Origin of the sequence: Trinickia fusca (genome assembly GCF_003628145.1) — a bacterium.
Lineage (GTDB): Bacteria > Pseudomonadota > Gammaproteobacteria > Burkholderiales > Burkholderiaceae > Trinickia > Trinickia fusca.
This window is the reverse complement of record NZ_RBZV01000002.1, coordinates 943,918-960,896: the sequence shown is the minus strand read 5'-3', so window position 1 is coordinate 960,896 and position 16,979 is coordinate 943,918. Positions and strand designations below refer to the sequence as shown.

General features: G+C 64.4%; 16 protein-coding genes and 1 tRNA gene. 8 read left to right on the top strand and 9 right to left on the bottom strand.

Features of this window, described 5'->3' with window-relative positions; all coding sequences use genetic code 11:
* Window positions 1–160: 160 nt before the first annotated feature.
* The 4 genes from secA to D7S89_RS09095 all read left to right on the top strand — a co-directional run bounded on the left by secA (window position 161) and on the right by D7S89_RS09095 (window position 5,695).
* The gene (secA, locus tag D7S89_RS09110) at window positions 161–2,977 is read left to right on the top strand and encodes a preprotein translocase subunit SecA (RefSeq protein ID WP_121277271.1); all 2,817 of its coding nucleotides are present in this window, start codon (window positions 161–163) and stop codon (window positions 2,975–2,977) included.
* Between the two features lie 117 nt (window positions 2,978–3,094).
* Window positions 3,095–4,324, top strand: a complete 1,230-nt coding sequence (gene argJ, locus D7S89_RS09105; protein WP_121277270.1) for a bifunctional glutamate N-acetyltransferase/amino-acid acetyltransferase ArgJ — start codon at window positions 3,095–3,097, stop codon at window positions 4,322–4,324.
* A 70-nt stretch (window positions 4,325–4,394) separates the two neighbouring features.
* Window positions 4,395–5,258, top strand: coding sequence for an ATP-binding protein (locus D7S89_RS09100; RefSeq protein ID WP_121277269.1), 864 nt, complete (start codon window positions 4,395–4,397; stop codon window positions 5,256–5,258).
* Between the two features lie 2 nt (window positions 5,259–5,260).
* On the top strand, window positions 5,261–5,695 hold the full coding sequence (locus tag D7S89_RS09095; RefSeq protein WP_121277268.1) for an NUDIX domain-containing protein: 435 nt from the start codon (window positions 5,261–5,263) through the stop codon (window positions 5,693–5,695).
* Window positions 5,696–5,743: 48 nt separating this feature from the next.
* Here D7S89_RS09095 and yacG read toward each other — a convergent pair whose 3' ends face one another.
* The 9 genes from yacG to D7S89_RS09050 all read right to left on the bottom strand — a co-directional run bounded on the left by yacG (window position 5,744) and on the right by D7S89_RS09050 (window position 13,592).
* The gene (gene yacG, locus D7S89_RS09090; protein WP_121277267.1) at window positions 5,744–5,935 is read right to left on the bottom strand and encodes a DNA gyrase inhibitor YacG; all 192 of its coding nucleotides are present in this window, start codon (window positions 5,933–5,935) and stop codon (window positions 5,744–5,746) included.
* 69 nt (window positions 5,936–6,004) lie between these two features.
* Entirely contained in the window at window positions 6,005–6,760 is a 756-nt protein-coding gene (gene zapD / locus D7S89_RS09085) for a cell division protein ZapD (protein ID WP_121277266.1), read from the bottom strand.
* Window positions 6,761–6,949: 189 nt separating this feature from the next.
* Complete coding sequence (gene coaE / locus D7S89_RS09080; RefSeq protein ID WP_121277265.1) at window positions 6,950–7,561, bottom strand: dephospho-CoA kinase; 612 nt, start codon at window positions 7,559–7,561, stop codon at window positions 6,950–6,952.
* Between the two features lie 3 nt (window positions 7,562–7,564).
* Complete coding sequence (locus tag D7S89_RS09075; RefSeq protein WP_121277264.1) at window positions 7,565–8,476, bottom strand: prepilin peptidase; 912 nt, start codon at window positions 8,474–8,476, stop codon at window positions 7,565–7,567.
* Between the two features lie 25 nt (window positions 8,477–8,501).
* Window positions 8,502–9,722 carry a type II secretion system F family protein gene (locus D7S89_RS09070; RefSeq protein ID WP_121277263.1) on the bottom strand — a complete coding sequence of 407 codons (1,221 nt, stop codon included), beginning with the start codon at window positions 9,720–9,722 and terminating at the stop codon, window positions 8,502–8,504.
* On the bottom strand, window positions 9,719–10,948 hold the full coding sequence (locus tag D7S89_RS09065) for a GspE/PulE family protein (protein WP_121277262.1): 1,230 nt from the start codon (window positions 10,946–10,948) through the stop codon (window positions 9,719–9,721). The genes D7S89_RS09070 and D7S89_RS09065 overlap by 4 nt, the downstream gene beginning before the upstream one ends.
* Before the next feature lie 83 nt (window positions 10,949–11,031).
* Entirely contained in the window at window positions 11,032–12,327 is a 1,296-nt protein-coding gene (locus D7S89_RS09060; protein WP_121277261.1) for an HlyC/CorC family transporter, read from the bottom strand.
* Between the two features lie 165 nt (window positions 12,328–12,492).
* Window positions 12,493–12,569: transfer RNA gene (locus D7S89_RS09055), tRNA-Pro, on the bottom strand.
* Between the two features lie 30 nt (window positions 12,570–12,599).
* Window positions 12,600–13,592 carry a polyprenyl synthetase family protein gene (locus D7S89_RS09050; RefSeq protein ID WP_121277260.1) on the bottom strand — a complete coding sequence of 331 codons (993 nt, stop codon included), beginning with the start codon at window positions 13,590–13,592 and terminating at the stop codon, window positions 12,600–12,602.
* Between the two features lie 245 nt (window positions 13,593–13,837).
* Between D7S89_RS09050 and rplU the strand changes: the two genes are divergently transcribed.
* The 4 genes from rplU to proB all read left to right on the top strand — a co-directional run bounded on the left by rplU (window position 13,838) and on the right by proB (window position 16,901).
* Window positions 13,838–14,149: a 50S ribosomal protein L21 gene (gene rplU / locus D7S89_RS09045; RefSeq protein WP_121277259.1), complete on the top strand. Its 312-nt coding sequence runs from the start codon at window positions 13,838–13,840 to the stop codon at window positions 14,147–14,149.
* Between the two features lie 24 nt (window positions 14,150–14,173).
* Window positions 14,174–14,437, top strand: coding sequence for a 50S ribosomal protein L27 (rpmA, locus tag D7S89_RS09040; protein WP_121277258.1), 264 nt, complete (start codon window positions 14,174–14,176; stop codon window positions 14,435–14,437).
* A 158-nt stretch (window positions 14,438–14,595) separates the two neighbouring features.
* Entirely contained in the window at window positions 14,596–15,708 is a 1,113-nt protein-coding gene (cgtA, locus tag D7S89_RS09035) for an Obg family GTPase CgtA (RefSeq protein WP_121277257.1), read from the top strand.
* 74 nt (window positions 15,709–15,782) lie between these two features.
* The gene (gene proB / locus D7S89_RS09030) at window positions 15,783–16,901 is read left to right on the top strand and encodes a glutamate 5-kinase (protein WP_121277256.1); all 1,119 of its coding nucleotides are present in this window, start codon (window positions 15,783–15,785) and stop codon (window positions 16,899–16,901) included.
* Window positions 16,902–16,979: the final 78 nt, after the last annotated feature.

Below are 16,979 nucleotides of genomic sequence, written 5' to 3'. Positions count from 1 at the left end.
TGCACTGGTAGGCGACACGGTACGTTAAAGCTCGCGTGCTAAAATGCGCGATTCGAATTCACTCATGGAATAAGCCGCCGAGGCCTTCCGAGTCCGGGTACACCCCGCGGGCGTACCCCGCGTGCGAAACCGACCGAAGCCGCGACGCAACCCCGATCCGATGACCACCGGTTTTCTCCAAAAGATCTTTGGCAGCCGCAATCAGCGCCTCGTCAAGCAGTATCAAAAGACCGTCGCGGTGATCAATGCGCTCGAGACGCAGATCGAGCAATTGACGGACGAGCAGCTGAGCGCCAAGACGGCCGAGTTCCGTCAGCGCGTGGCGAGCGGCGAGTCGCTCGACAAGCTGCTGCCCGAAGCGTTCGCCGTGTGCCGCGAGGCGAGCCGCCGCGTGCTGAAAATGCGTCACTTCGACGTGCAGCTGATTGGCGGCATGGTGCTGCACTACGGCAAGATCGCGGAAATGCGCACGGGCGAGGGCAAGACGCTCGTCGCGACGCTGGCCGCTTATCTGAATGCGCTGTCGGGGCGCGGCGTGCACGTCGTGACCGTCAACGACTACCTCGCGCAGCGCGATGCCGAATGGATGGGCAAGCTGTACAACTTCCTCGGCTTGTCGGTCGGCATCAACCTGTCGCAAATGGATCACGCCACGAAGCAGCAGGCTTACGCGGCCGACATCACATACGGCACCAACAACGAGTTCGGCTTCGATTACCTGCGCGACAACATGGTCTACGAGACCGACGCACGGGTGCAGCGCGCGCTGAACTTCGCGGTCGTCGACGAAGTGGACTCGATCCTCATCGACGAAGCGCGCACGCCGCTGATCATTTCGGGGCAGGCCGAAGATCACACCGACCTCTACGTGCGCATGGATGCACTGCCGCCGCTGCTCGAGCAGCAGATCGGCGAGGAGCGCGCCGACGGCACCGGCGTGGAGAAGCCCGGCGACTACACGCTCGACGAGAAGGCGCGCCAGGTGTTCCTGACCGAGTCGGGCCATGAGAAGGCGGAGCGCCTGCTGGCCGACTGGGGCTTGATCGGCGAGGGCGAGAGCCTCTACGCGCCGCAGAACATCACGCTGATGCACCACGTGTATGCCGCGTTGCGCGCCCATACGCTGTTCTTCCGCGATCAGCACTACGTCGTGCAGAACAACGAAGTCATCATCGTCGACGAGTTCACGGGCCGACTGATGCAGGGCCGCCGCTGGTCCGACGGTCTGCACCAGGCCGTCGAGGCCAAGGAGCACGTGAAGATCCAGAGCGAAAACCAGACGCTCGCCTCGATCACGTTCCAGAACTATTTCCGTATGTACGGGAAGCTCGCGGGCATGACGGGCACGGCCGATACGGAAGCGTACGAATTCAACGAGATCTACGGCCTCGAAACGGTCGTCATCCCGACGAACCGTCCGCCGAAGCGCCTCGACCGCCAAGACCAGATCTACAAGTCGGCCAAGGAACGCTACGACGCCGTGATTCGCGACATTCGCGAGTGCTATGAGCGCGGGCAGCCCGTGCTCGTGGGGACGACCTCGATCGAGAACTCGGAGCTGCTGTCGGGCCTGCTGACGCAAGCCGGCTTGACGCACGAAGTGCTCAACGCGAAGCAGCACGCGCGTGAGGCGGCGATCGTCGCGGAAGCGGGCCGTCCGAAGCGCATCACGATCGCGACGAACATGGCCGGCCGCGGAACCGACATCGTGCTCGGCGGCAACGCCGAGAAGCAAGCGGCCTTCATCGAAGCCGACGAAGCGCTGTCGTCCGAAGAGAAGGCGCGCCGGATCCAGACGCTGCACGACGAATGGCAAACGCTGCACGACGAGGTGAAGGCCGCAGGCGGCCTGCACATCATCGGCACCGAACGCCATGAATCGCGCCGGATCGACAACCAGCTGCGCGGCCGTGCGGGCCGTCAGGGCGACCCGGGTTCGTCGCGCTTTTACCTGTCGCTCGATGATCCGCTGCTGCGTATTTTCGCGGGCGACCGTGTGCGCTCGATCATGGACCGTCTGCGCATGCCCGAAGGCGAGGCCATCGAGGCGGGCATCGTGACGCGCTCGATCGAATCGGCGCAGCGCAAGGTCGAGGCACGCAACTTCGATATTCGCAAGCAACTGCTCGAATACGACGATGTCTCCAACGATCAGCGCAAGGTCATTTATCAGCAGCGTAACGAGCTGCTCGAGGCACAGGACATCGCCGAGACGATTGGCGCCATGCGCCATGCCGTGATCAGCGACATCGTGCACCAGTTCATTCCGGCCGGCAGCATCGAAGAGCAATGGCAAGCGCCCGAGCTCGAAGAAGCGCTGCGCAATGACTGGCAGCTCGACCTCGCGATTCAAGAGATGATCAACGAGTCGGAGTCGCTCGACGCCGACGACATCCTCGACGCCGTGCTCAGTGCCGGCGACGAGAGCTACGACGCGAAGGTCACGCTCGTGGGCCGCGAGGCGTTCAGCGCGTTCGAGCGCTCGGTCATGCTGCAGACGCTCGACCGCTTCTGGCGTGAACATCTGGCCGCGCTCGACCATCTGCGTCAGGGCATTCACCTGCGCGGCTATGCGCAGAAGAATCCGAAGCAGGAGTACAAGCGCGAAGCGTTCGAGCTGTTCGAGGCGCTGCTCAATGTCGTGAAGACCGAAGTCACGCGCGTCGTGATGAACGTGCAGATCCAGTCGCCTGAGCAACTCGAAGAGGCCGCCGAGCAGTACGAAGAGCAGGGCAGCCACCTCGAGAACGTAGAGTTCCGTCACGCGGAGTTCGCCGAAGCGGCTGCCGTGGCCGGACCCGCGGCCGTGGCAGTCGATGCGGCGGCGGAGATGGTCGGCGAAGCGATGATCCGCGGCACGCACGCGGGGGCGGACGCGTCGCCCGGCGCGGACGGCCTGCCGAAGGTGGGCCGCAACGACCCATGCCCGTGCGGCAGCGGCAAGAAGTACAAGCAATGCCACGGCAGGCTTGCATAAGGTAGTAGACGGCGCGCATAATGCGCGCCGTTTTATTTGGACCGCGGTAATCGCGCCTTCGATGCCGGTCTTGCCATCGCCAGGCCGGCATTTCATGTCTTCGATAGGTTCCGGATCATGGCTGTCAACTTTCCCTCGATCGATCCCGCACAACTTCATCCCGTCGCCGGCGTCACGCTGGGATGGGCCGAGGCGCACATCCGCAAGCCGAACCGCAAGGACGTGCTCGTCGTGTCGATCGACGAAGGCGCGAGCGTCGCGGGCGTGTTCACGGCGAACCGCTTCTGTGCAGCACCCGTGACGGTCTGCCGCGAGCATTTGGTGGCGAGCAAGGGCATCCGGGCGCTCGTCGTGAACACCGGCAACGCTAACGCGGGCACCGGCGAGCCCGGCATGCTGCACGCGCGCGAAACCTGCGCCGAGCTTGCCCGTCTGGCGGGTATTGCGCCCGAGCAGGTGCTGCCGTTCTCGACCGGCGTGATTCTGGAGCCGCTGCCGATCGATCGCCTGAAGGCCGGCCTGCCGGCGGCGCTCGCGAACCAGGGCGCTGCGCACTGGTTCGAAGCCGCGCAGGCGATCATGACGACCGACACGCTGCCGAAAGCGGCCTCGCGCCAAGTCACGATCGACGGTCACACCGTCACGCTGACCGGCATCAGCAAGGGTGCGGGCATGATCAAGCCGAACATGGCGACGATGCTCGGCTTCCTCGCGTTCGACGCTGCCGTCTCGCAGCCGGTGCTCGACACGCTCGTGAAGGAGGTCGCCGATCGTTCGTTCAACTGCATTACGATCGATGGCGATACGTCGACGAACGACTCGTTCATTCTGATTGCCTCGGGCAAGGCGAGCCTGCCGGCGATCACCTCGACCGACTCGGCAGCCTATGCGGCGCTGCGCGAGGCCGTGACCGAGGTGGCGCAGTCGCTCGCACAGCTGATCATCCGCGACGGCGAAGGGGCGACGAAGTTCATGACGGTGCAGGTCGAGGGCGGCACGAGCGCGGCCGAATGCCGCCAGATCGCCTATGCGATCGGCCACTCGCCGCTCGTGAAGACGGCCTTTTACGCGTCCGATCCCAATCTGGGACGCATTCTGGCCGCAATCGGTTATGCTGGTGTCGCTGACCTCGACGTTGCGAAGATCGATCTATACCTCGACGATGTGCACGTCGCCAAAGCGGGTGGTCGCCATCCCGACTACCGCGAGGAGGACGGTCAGCGCGTGATGAAGCAAAGCGAAATCACGATCCGCGTGCTGCTGGGCCGCGGCGCCGCCCAGGCGACGATCTGGACCTGCGATCTGTCGCACGACTACGTCAGCATCAACGCCGATTACCGTTCCTGAAACAGCATCGCGTCGCGCGAGAGTCCGGCTCCGGGCTTTTTGCCGTGGGCGTCGTGCGTGTTTTTTGCACATGGACAAACTCGAACTCTTTCTGAACCGTGCCGAGCAATTGCTCGGCCGCCTCGAAGCGATGCTGCCGCCGGCCGCCCCGCAAGTAGACTGGTCCGCGGCCATGGCATTTCGCTGGCGCAAGCGCCAGGGGCACGGCTATCTGCAGCCGGTCAACGCCATCTCGCCGATCTCGCTCGCCGATCTGCAAAACATCGATCGCCAAAAGGCGCTGATCGAGCAGAACACGCGTCAGTTCGTGAACAAGCAGCCGGCCAACAATGTGCTGCTCACGGGGGCGCGCGGTACGGGCAAGTCATCGCTGATCAAGGCATGCCTGAACGCGTACGCGGCGCAAGGGCTGCGCCTCATCGAAGTCGACAAGGATGATCTGCACGACCTCGGCGACATCACCGAGCTCATCGCTTCCCGCCCCGAGCGCTTCATCGTCTTCTGCGACGACTTGTCGTTCGAAGAGGGCGAATCGGGTTACAAGGCGCTCAAAGTCGCGCTCGACGGCTCGGTGTCGGCGCAGTCGGACAACGTGCTCATCTATGCCACGTCGAACCGCCGCCATCTGCTGCCCGAGTACATGAGCGACAACGAGACGTACAAGCACATGCCCGACGGCGAGATTCATCCCGGTGAAGTCGTCGAGGAGAAAATCTCGCTGTCCGAGCGTTTCGGCCTTTGGGTCAGCTTCTATCCGTTCAAACAAAACGACTACCTGACGATCGTCGCACATTGGCTGCGCCATTTCGGCTGCAACGATGCCGATATCGAGCAGGCGCGCGGCGATGCACTCGTGTGGGCGCTCGAGCGCGGATCGCGTTCGGGGCGTGTCGCGTGGCAATTCGCGCGCGACTGGTCGGGCAAGAAGGCATAACCATGACGCAAACTGAACACACGCGGGCGACGCAGGAAACCCAAGTCGAGCGGCCCGTCACCGAGGTAGCCGTCGGCGTGCTGGTTACGCCGGACGGCCAGTATCTGCTCGCGCAGCGCCCGGCCGGCAAACCGTACGAAGGCTATTGGGAGTTTCCGGGCGGCAAGCTCGAGCCTGGCGAGAGCGTGGAGGCCGCACTCGCGCGCGAGCTGCACGAGGAGCTCGGCATCGTCGTCACCGAGTCGCATCGCTGGCATACGCTCGAGCACGATTATCCGCACGCCTATGTGCGGCTCTATTTCTGCAAGGTCACGCAGTGGACCGGTGAGCCGCATGGCCGCGAAGGGCAGGCGTTCAGCTGGCAACGCTTGCCGGCCGAGGTGTCGCCGCTGCTGCCGGCGACGATTCCCGTGCTGGAGTGGCTCGCTGCCGATTGAACGGGCGCGAGCCGGGCGGCAGGAAGCCGATGGTGAGTCAGTCGGTGCTCAGTTGAGGTCGTCGCGGGAGGTGTCGTCCGAGGGCGGCGCCTCGTCGCTGCCGTCGATCTTGTACTTTTCGTTAGCCCAGGCGCCCAGATCGATCTGTTTGCAGCGCTCCGAGCAAAATGGTCGGAAGCGGTTCTCGGGCACCCAGCGGACTTCCTTGCCGCACGTCGGGCATTTCACAACGGTAATCATTCGTTCGGCCAATCGTAAAGGGGCGGGATCGACGTAGTCGCCGAAGGCGCACGGCAATCGCAGGCGTGGTTACAGGCTACAGAGCGTGAGCTGGAACGGCACGTCGACGTCGACGGGGCGCGGCCTCAAGTCTCCGTCCTGAACGGTGAAGCGCACCCACAGCATGTACTTGTTCGCGCTTGCTTCGGGGATCACGCGCAACTCGGGCGAGACGCGCACCTGCATCAATTGGTACGTGCGGCCCGACAGCATTTGCTGGTAGCTGCCCTGCATCGCCATCACCTTGGATGCCTGACCGGACTCCCGGGCAAGGCGCAGCACGATCATGGCCGCATCGCGCAGCGACAGCAGCGGCGTGATCCACTTGGCGATGTCCTGCCGGCGCTGCTCGGGATGCAATTGCTGCCAGGCGTAATACGACGGCAGATCGAACTTGCACGTGCCGCCCGGAATGATGGCGCGGCTGCGGATGCTCGAGAGCCACTCGTTTTCGACGAGATACTGCCCGGTCTTGCCTTGCATCTGCGCAAGACCGACCAGTGTCTGTTCGATTTCGCCGAGCACGGCTTCGAGCGCGTTTTGCTCGATGCCGGGATTGCCTCGAAACGGCGCCAGCGTCTGGCGCTGCCGTTCGAGCTCTTTCATCAGATCCGACTTCAGATCGGCCCGGCCAGTGACTTCGGCGATTTCGAACAGCGTCGTCAGCGCGACGTGATGTTCCCGCGGATCGTCCTGGCTCAGAAAGAAAGCAAAGCGCTCGAACAGGTCTTCGAGACGCAGCAGCGTGCGAATTCGCTCGTTGAACGGATACTCGTAAAGAATCAAGCGCGCTCGCCCCTGGCGTCATGGGTGATGGAATTGCAGGACATTCTAATGCTGCGGGTGGCCCCCCGCAATCGCGGAATCGCGTACTTTTTACTGCGTTCTGGTGGCATTGGCGAGGTTGGCGACGCCTGCTCGTCTCGATTCATGCCGTTGTCCGAAGTATCTTCCCGCCGCGTGATTACGGCATCGTTACGGCCGCGGCGCATTCGCCAGCGACAGGTAGTGCGTATGCAATTGCCGGACCCGGGCGTCGAGCACATCGAGCGGGGCATCTTCGTTCACAAGCACGTCGTCGGCCGCGGCAAGACGCGCTTCGCGCGTCGCTTGCCGAGCGACGATCGCGAGCACCTGCTCGCGCGCGAATGCGTTACGGCGCATTACACGCGCGATCTGCGTTTCGACGCTGCAATCGACGACGAGCACGCGATCGACGCGCGATTTCCAATTGCCCGACTCGACGAGTAGCGGCACGACGACCATCTGATAGGGCCCCGTCGCCGCCTGTCGCTCGCGGTCGGTTTCGGCGCGGATCAGCGGGTGGGTGATGGCCTCGAGCCGCGCGCGTGCGCTGTCGTCGGTGAAGACCAGCGCACGCATGGCCGCGCGGTCCAGCGAGCCGTCGGGCGCGACGAACGCGGGGCCGAATTCGCGGGCGATGAGCGGCATCGCGGCGCCGTTCGGCGCGGTGATGCGATGCGCGATCTGGTCGGTATCGATGATGGTCACGCCGTGCGCCGCGAATAGATCCGCGACGGTCGTCTTGCCGCTGCCGATGCCTCCCGTGAGCCCTATCGCGAACATCGCTTACCCTCCGAACAGACGATAGAGCGGATGGCCCATGAACAGGGTCGCAACACCGCCGATGGCAAGAAAGGGGCCGAACGGCAACGGCTCTTCGAAACGCATGCGGCCAAGCCAGGTCGCGGCGAGGCCCACGACGGCGCCGGCGACGGCTGCAATCAACACGATCTGCGGCAGCGCATCCCAGCCGAGCCAGGCACCGAGCGCGGCGAGCAGCTTGAAGTCGCCATAGCCCATGCCCTCGACGCCGCGCACGAAGCGAAACAGCCAGTAGATGGACCACAGGAATACATAACCGGCGACTGCGCCAACCACCGCGGCGCGCAGGCTGACGAACGTATCGAGCAGATTGACGAGCAGCCCGGCCCACAGCAGCGGCAGCGTCAGCGAATCGGGAAGCAGGCGCGTCTCGCTGTCGATCGCGCTCATCGTGACGAGTGCCGTGCAGAGTACGAAGGCGGCGAGCGCCGTGCCGGTCGGCCCGAACGACCACAGCGACAGCGCAGCAAAGGCGGCCGTACCGACTTCGACGAGCGGGTAGCGCAAGCCGATGGTCGTTTTGCACGCCGAGCAACGGCCGCGCAACAACGCATAGCTGAGCAATGGAATGTTTTCCCACCAGCGCAGCACGTGTCCGCAGTGCGGACAGGCGCTGCGCGGCACGCACAGGTTATAGCGCGCCGGCAGACCGTCATCGGGCGGCGGCGCGCCCGTCGCATCGCCGACTTCGGCTCGCCATGCCCGCTCGAGCATGACCGGCAGCCGATGTGCCACGACGTTGACGAAGCTGCCGATCGCGAGGCCGAAAGCAATCGCGAAGACGAATTGCCAAGCGATCGGCAATTGGCCGAACGAAGCGCCGAAGCTAAGTGAGTCGCTGAGAGCGGTAGCGTGCACGGATGGGTATAAGGTCATGACCAAGGATCGAATGGGCTGGATGCTACACCACGTTGCCGAGTTCAATGATGGGCAGATACAGCGCGACGACGAGGCCGCCGACAAGTGCACCGAGCACGATGACGATCAGCGGTTCGCAGACGCTCGCGAGCATGCCGACCTTTTCGTCCAATTCGCGCTCGGCCAGCGCGGCGACGTCGAGCAAGACCGTATCGAGCGCCCCAGACTCTTCCGCGACGGCTACCGGCTGCACGAGCGCTGCGGGAAAACAGCCCAGCGCACGCATGGCGCCCGCCAGGCGCTCGCCGCGGCGTAGCCGTGTCGCGATCTCGGCGTTCGCCGCGTCGAACACCTGATTGCCGGTGGCATGCGAGAACGCCTGCAGTGCATCGGCGAGCGGCATTCCTGCGCAGAGCAACGTGCCGAGCGCGCGGCTCCAGCGTGCGGCTGCAAGCGTGACGAGTACCGAACCCACGACCGGCAGCGCAAGTGACAGGCGATCGAATGTCGCGCGTGCTCCCGGCAAGCGACGCACGGCAGCCGTGACCGCAAAGAGGGCTGTGCCAAGTGCAACCAGCGCCGGTGCGCTGTAACGGAGCACGATATCGGACAATGCGATCACCACACGTGTCGGCGCGGGCAGCGTTGCACCGAAGCTATCGAAGACTTGTGCGAACGTCGGCACGACCCAGCCGAGCAGTGCTGCCGCAATAGCCAGCGCGAGCACGAGGACCGCCACCGGATAAGTCAGCGCGGTTCGCACCTTGGCGCGTTGCGCCGCAGTGCGTTCGCGATCGCTGGCAAGGCGCTCGAGCACGGCGGCCAGCGAGCCCGATGCCTCGCCGACCGCCACGAGCGCGCAGTACAGCGCATCAAATTGCGCGCGATGTTCGGCCAGTGCCTCGGCGAACGACGTACCAGTGGCGATGCGCCTTGCCAGCCTCAGCGCGATGCGCGGCAACCCGCTTTCAGTCGGCGATTGGCCGATGACTTCGAGAGCGGGGGCCAGCGCGAGCCCCGCCCGCAGCAGGCTCGCCAACTGCCGCGTGAACGCAGTGACTTCGCGCGCCGATGCCTTGGGGCGGCTCGCCGCGCCGCGTTCGACGAGATCGAGCACGACGATTTGCTCGCGCCGGAGCAGCGCGCGTGCTGCCACGGCGCTGGGCGCAACGAGTGTGCCGCGCCTTCGCGCACCACCCGGCTCGACACCGCGCCAGGCAAAGCGCCGCTCGGTGCCGCTCGCCTCACCGGCATACGAGCTCATGCGGCCTCCGTGGCGCTCAGCGCCTCGGAAAGACTCGTCGTGCCGTCGCGCACGCGCGCAAGGGCCGCCTCGCGCAGGCTCATCGTGCCTTCGCTGCGAGCCTGCCCGACGATGGTTTGCGTACTCGCGCGCGCCACGACGAGTTCGCGCATCGCACTCGAGACAGGCATCACCTGATGCACACCGACGCGGCCCCGGTAGCCAATGCCGTGACACGTCTCGCAACCGCATGCGACATAAGGCTGCCAGCCGTCCGTTTCGGCGTGTGCAAAGCCGGCGGCGTAGAGCTCGGCGCGAGAGACATTGGCCGGGGCGCGGCAGTGCCGGCACAAGCGTCGCACGAGCCGCTGAGCGGTGACGAGGCGCAGTGCGCAAGCCACGTGATACGGTGCAACGCCGATATCGGTCAGTCGCGCGATCGCGCTGGGCGCGTCGTTCGTATGCAGCGTCGAGAGCACGAGGTGCCCCGTCTGCGCGGCTTTCAACGCGACGTCGGCCGTTTCGGCATCGCGAATCTCGCCGATCATGATCACGTCGGGATCCTGGCGCAGGAATGCCCGCAGCGCGACGGCGAACGTGAGTCCAGCCTTTTCCCGGACGTTGACCTGATTGACGCCCGCGAGTTGGATCTCGGCCGGATCTTCGACCGAGCACAGATTGCGTGACCCGGCGTTGAGCATTTGCAGGAAGCAATACAACGACAGGGTCTTGCCGCTGCCGGTGGGGCCTGTTACGAGCACGAGCCCGTGCGATGCGCCGATCGCCGCTTCGACGAGTGGTCTCTGTCGTGCATCGATCCCGAGCGCATCGAGCGTGAGCGATGCCGGCAATGTCTGCAGCCGGCGCAGCACGAGCTTCTCGCCGAAGATCGTCGGCAACGAGCTCACGCGATAGTCCTCGACTTTGCCCGGCGCCACGGCCAGGCGCAGCCGGCCGTCTTGCGGCACGCGGCGTTCGGCGATATCGAGCCTTGCGAGCACCTTCACGCGCGCGACGAATGGATCGCGCAAGTGGGCGGGCGGACGGGCCAGTTCATGCAGCACGCCGTCGACGCGCAGACGGATGCGCCAGTCGCGCTCGCCGGGCTCGATATGGAGATCGGAGGCGCCGCGCTGTGCGGCTTGCGCCAGCGTTTCGGCCAGCAAGCGCACGGCCGGCGCATCGTCCGCGCCTTCGGGCTGGGGCCACGGCGCGGCCGTAACGGAAAAGGGAAGAGAGGAAGCCATCGATGCCGGCCAAGCGCCGCCGCGGAAAACACGATGCGTCGATCATCGCGCGGGCGGCGTTGGGCCGGCAGTCGGCCGGATGGCTAATGGCGCGTGTCTCGAGGCACGGCGAGTGCCTTGGGCTTGAAGACCTTCACGGTGCGAATCGCTTGATCGTCGCTTTGCAGTACTTCGAGGTGCACGTCGCCGATGCGCACACAGACGTCGCCTTCGGGAATTTCCTCGAGCGTCTCGAGCAACAGGCCGTTGAGTGTCTTGGGCCCGTCGGTGGGCAGGGTCAGATGCAGCCAGCGGTTCAATTCGCGCAGCGGCATGCTGCCCGCGACGATGCATTCGCCCTCATCGTTCCAGCCCGCGCGTGAGCCTGCGCTACGCGGGATCGACGTCGTGAACTCGCCGATCAGCTCTTCGAGGATGTCTTCGGGCGTGACGAGCCCTTCCAGCTCGCCGTACTCGTTGACGACGAGTGCTGTGCGCTGCCGGGTTTCCTGGAAATACTGGAGCTGCTGGAACACGGGTGTGCCCGACGGCACGAAGTACGGTTCGGTCAGCAGCTCGCGCAGCGTCTCGCGCGTGAGCTCCTGCTTGTGCAGGGCCGCGAGCGTCTTGCGCACGTGCAGCACGCCGAGCACACGGTCGATGTCGCCTTGATAGACGATCAGCTTGTTGTGATAACAGGTCTCGAGCTGATGGAGGATGTCGTCGAACGGCGCGTTGAAGTCGAGCGCTTCCATGCGCCGGCGCGGAATCATCACGTCGTCGACGGAGATATTCTCGAGATCGAACAGATTGAGCAGGATGCTGCGGTGCTTGGTGGGGATGAAGCTGCCCGATTCGAGCACGATCGCGCGCAGCTCTTCGGTTGAAAGCCGCTGGTCGCGTCCGCCTTTGGTGTTGATGTGCAGCACCGTCAGGATCGCATACGAGAACAGGTTGACGAACCACACGACCGGCTTGAGCACGCGGATCAGCGGGGCGATCACGATACTCGCCGGCAGCGCGATCTTCTCCGGAAAGGTCGCACCGACGATTTTCGGCGTGATCTCGGCGAACACGATGATGAGGAACGCGACGATGCCCGTGGCGATCGAGAGCACGAGATTGTCGTGGCCGAAGGTACGCAGCGCGATCGAGGTCGTGAGCACCGGCACGATCGTGTTGAGCAGGTTGTTGCCGATCAGGATCACACCGAGCAACTGATCGGTGCGGCCCAGCAGGCTCTGCGTGGTCTTGGCGCCGAACGCACCCTTGTTGGCGAGGTATTTGAGGCGGTGGCGGTTGAGCGCCATCATCGCCGTTTCGGAAATCGAAAAGAAGCCGGAGCAGAACAGCAGCAGGAAGATGGCGCCGATTTGCGCCCACAAGGGGAATTGTTCCACGCGTGATCTATGACAGGCGGACGAAAGGGATGGAGAAAAGAATATAGCAGAGCGCTCGACGATGCCCTTTATCCGATCGGCAGGGGGCGTTGCATCCGAACGCAATCTGCATCTGCTCGAGGCAAAAAAAAACCGCGCAACACGTGCGCGGTTTTTTATCAAATCTGGTCGGGGTGAGAGGATTCGAACCTCCGGCCTCTACGTCCCGAACGTAGCGCTCTACCAGGCTAAGCTACACCCCGATTTGGACTCAGACGCTGATTCAGTCTCGTTCAAGACTGTCTTGCCGTCGAGTAAAAACATAATTCTAACAGGCTTTCTTTGAAAATGGAATCTGGGAACGAAGAAATTGCTTCGGCAGCCGCCTGCGCTTCGCGCTTGGCGCATTCGAGCGTGTGATCCAATGCACCCGAGGTCGTGATGGCCTCGAAAATCGTCTCGAAGCGGTCCGTGCCGCCTTGCTCGATCGCCTCGCGCGCGAGCGCGGCCTGCTCCGGCGTGCCACGCTCGATCAAATAGATGAGCGGCAGCGTCGGCTTGCCTTCGCGCAGATCGTCGCCGGCGTTCTTGCCCATCGATTCGGCGGTGCCCGTGTAGTCGAGCCAGTCGTCCATGATCTGGAACGCCGTGCCGATGCGGCGGCCGTACTCGGCCGCGGCTGCTTCGGTCGTTGCGTCGGCGCCCGAGAGCACCGCGCCGAGTTGCGCCGCCGCTTCGAACAGCTTGGCCGTCTTGTAGCGGATCACCTGCATGTAGCGGGCTTCGTCGACGTCGGCGTCGTGCATGTTCAACAGCTGCAGCACTTCGCCTTCCGAGATGATGTTGGTCGCCTCGGCGAGGATTTCCATCACGCGCATCTTGCCCACGCCGACCATCATCTGGAACGAGCGCGAGTAGAGGAAGTCGCCCACGAGCACGCTCGCCGCATTGCCGAACAGCGCGTTGGCCGTCTGGCGGCCGCGTCGCAATTCCGACTCGTCGACGACGTCGTCGTGCAGCAGCGTGGCCGTATGGATGAATTCGACGACGGCCGCGAGTTCATGCCGGTAGCCGGTCGTGTCGCCGAGCGCGCGCGCGACGAGCAGCAGCAGCGCCGGGCGCAGACGCTTGCCGCCGGCGCCGATGATGTATTCCGAGATCTGATTGATCAGCATCACCTCGGAGGCCAAACGTTGCCGGATGACGCGATTCACCTGCTCCATGTCTTCGACGACAGGGGCGAGCAGATGGGCGGCGCTGGGGGAGGTGGTGGCGGTCGACGACATAATGAGAGAAATGGGTAGTGCCGCGGATTATAAAGGGTTATGAGGGCGAGCCGAAGGGTTCTCCCTGCACTGTCGCGACGAGGGGCGCTCGCGCTGAGCGGGGCTGGTCGGCTGGCGCCCGGTGAAGCGCGCGCCAGCGAGGGGAGGGGAGCGTCGCGAGCCTTTGACTGCGAAGCTAACTCTATGTATAATCACGCGTTTTCACGCACGGTGCGTGGAAAAGCGAATACAGAGTGAGGTTCTCAATGTACGCGGTCATAAAAACCGGCGGCAAGCAGTACAAGGTTGCCGTTGGCGAAAAATTGAAAGTAGAACAGATACCGGCTGACATTGACGCTGAAATCACGCTCGACCAGGTTCTCGCAGTGGGCGAAGGCGAATCGATTAAGTTCGGTGCGCCGCTGGTGAGCGGGGCTTCCGTCAAGGCTACCGTCGTCTCGCACGGCCGTCATGCCAAAGTCACGATCTTCAAGATGCGTCGCCGGAAGCACTACCAGAAGCATGCTGGCCACCGCCAGAACTACACCGAACTGCGCATCGACGCGATCAACGCGTAAGCGCACCGGTCAAGGAGCAATCAGATGGCACACAAAAAAGCAGGCGGGTCTTCCCGCAACGGCCGCGACTCCGAGTCGAAACGCCTCGGTGTGAAGGTGTACGGCGGCCAGGCGATCAACGCAGGCGGTATCATCGTCCGTCAACGCGGCACGCGTATGCACGCTGGCGACAACGTCGGCATCGGCAAGGATCACACGCTGTTCGCGTTGATCGACGGCCACGTCAAGTTCACGACGAAAGGCGCCGACAAGAAGCATCTGGTCAACGTCATCCCGGCTGCGGTCTGAGTTCGATCAGACACGGGTGCGATAGACCGAGAAAGGCCCCGCGAAGTTGGCGGGGCCTTTTTTCTTATGCGCGCGGCGACCGGCCGGATGGCCGGCTCGATTGGTCAATACGGGCCGCGCGCGGCAAAATAACCGGAAATACGGCGACGGAGCGATAGATGAAGTTCATTGACGAAGCGCGGATCGAAGTGATCGCCGGCGACGGCGGCGACGGCAGCGCGTCGATGCGCCGCGAAAAATTCGTTCCGTTCGGTGGCCCCGACGGCGGGGATGGCGGCCGAGGCGGCAGTGTCTACGCAGTAGCGGACCGCAATATCAACACGCTGATCGACTATCGGTACGCGAAGAAGCACCAGGCACGCAACGGCGAAAACGGCCGCGGCTCCGATTGCTATGGCAAGGGCGGCGACGACATCGTGCTGCGCATGCCGGTCGGCACCGTCATCGCCGATCTCGATACCGGCGAGGTGATCGCCGATCTCACCGAGCACGAACAGACCGTCCTCGTGGCCCAGGGCGGCGCGGGCGGGCTCGGCAATCTGCACTTCAAGTCGAGCACGAACCGCGCGCCGCGTCAGAAGACCGAAGGCAAGCCCGGCGAGCGGCGCATGCTGCGCCTCGAGCTGAAGGTGCTGGCCGACGTCGGCCTGCTCGGCATGCCCAATGCGGGCAAGTCCACGTTCATCTCGGCGGTGTCGAACGCCAAGCCGAAGATCGCCGACTACCCGTTCACGACGCTCGCACCGAATCTCGGCGTCGTGCGCGTCGGGCCCAGCAAGAGCTTCGTCATCGCCGACATCCCGGGCCTCATCGAAGGCGCGGCGGAGGGCGCGGGGCTCGGTCACCAGTTCTTGCGACACCTGCAGCGCACGGGCGTGCTGTTGCATCTCGTCGACTTGGCGCCGTTCGACGAGAGCGTCGACCCTGTCGCCGAGGCCAAGGCGATCGTCGGCGAGCTGCGCAAATACGATGAAGCGCTGTATCAGAAGCCGCGCTGGCTCGTGCTGAACAAACTCGACATGGTTCCGGAAGAAGAGCGCGCCGCACGCGTGGCCGACTTCATCGAGCGGTTCGAGTGGACGGGCCCCATGTTCGAGATTTCGGCGCTGACAGGGCTCGGCTGCGAGAACCTGTGCTACGCCGTCTACGATTACCTGTCCGAGCATTCGGATGCGCATCGCGCCGAGCAGGCCGAGGATCTGGCGGCCGATGTACGCTTTCGCGACACGCCGGCGGCAGGTGGCAGCGACACGCCTACGTCGAACCAGTAAGCCGCGGTTCGCGGATTTCCTTGCCGCCGCGTGAGCGGCGCTCTCACCTGTCATTTGAAGGAGGCTGAGCGAGCATGCGCTCTGTCATCGCCGATTCGAAGCGCCTGGTAGTGAAAGTGGGGTCCAGTCTGGTGACGAACGACGGCCGCGGGCTCGATCAGGCCGCGATCGGCCGCTGGGCCGCGCAAATCGCGCAGCTGCGCGCGCACGGCAAGGAAGTCGTGCTCGTGAGCTCGGGTGCGATCGCCGAAGGCATGCAGCGCCTGGGCTGGGCCAAGCGGCCGCGAGAGATCGACGAATTGCAGGCGGCGGCAGCCGTCGGGCAGATGGGCCTGGCGCAAGTCTACGAAAGCAGCTTCGCCGAGCACGGGATCCGCACCGCGCAGATTCTGCTCACGCACGCGGACTTGGCCGATCGCGAGCGCTATCTCAACGCGCGCTCGACGCTGCTCACGCTGCTGCGCCTTGGCGTCGTGCCGATCATCAACGAAAACGACACGGTCGTGACCGACGAAATCAAGTTCGGCGACAACGACACGCTCGGGGCGCTCGTCGCGAACCTCATCGAGGGCGATGCGCTGATCATCCTGACTGACCAGCAAGGGCTCTATACCGCCGATCCGCGCAAGGACCCGGCGGCCGAACTCGTGCGCGAAGCCAATGCGGGGGCGCCGGAGCTCGAAGCGATGGCCGGTGGCGCAGGTTCTGCCATCGGGCGCGGCGGCATGCTGACAAAGATTCTCGCCGCCAAGCGCGCAGCCGGAAGCGGGGCCGATACGGTCATTGCAAGCGGCCGGGAGCCGCATGTGCTGACGCGGCTGGCCGAAGGTGAAGCGATCGGCACGCAGCTCGTTGCGCGCACCGCGCGGCTAGCCGCGCGCAAACAGTGGATGGCCGATCACCTGCAGGTGCGTGGCCACGTCGTGATCGACGACGGCGCGGTCGAGAAGCTGACGAGCGGCGGCAAGAGTTTGCTGCCGATCGGCGTCGTCGACGTGCATGGCACGTTTGCGCGTGGCGAGGTCATCGCGTGCATGAACGCAGCGGGTCGTGAAGTCGCGCGTGGGCTCACGAATTACAGCAGCGCCGAAGTCAAGCTCATTGCCCGGCATGCGAGCGCCGACATCGAAGGCATCCTCGGCTATATGCTCGAGCCCGAGCTCATTCATCGCGACAACCTGGTGCTCGTCTAAAGAACGCGATCAGACGTTGCGAAAGGCGCGGGCAACCATGCCGGCAACAAAAAGGCTCGCGTCGTTCGCGAGCCTTTT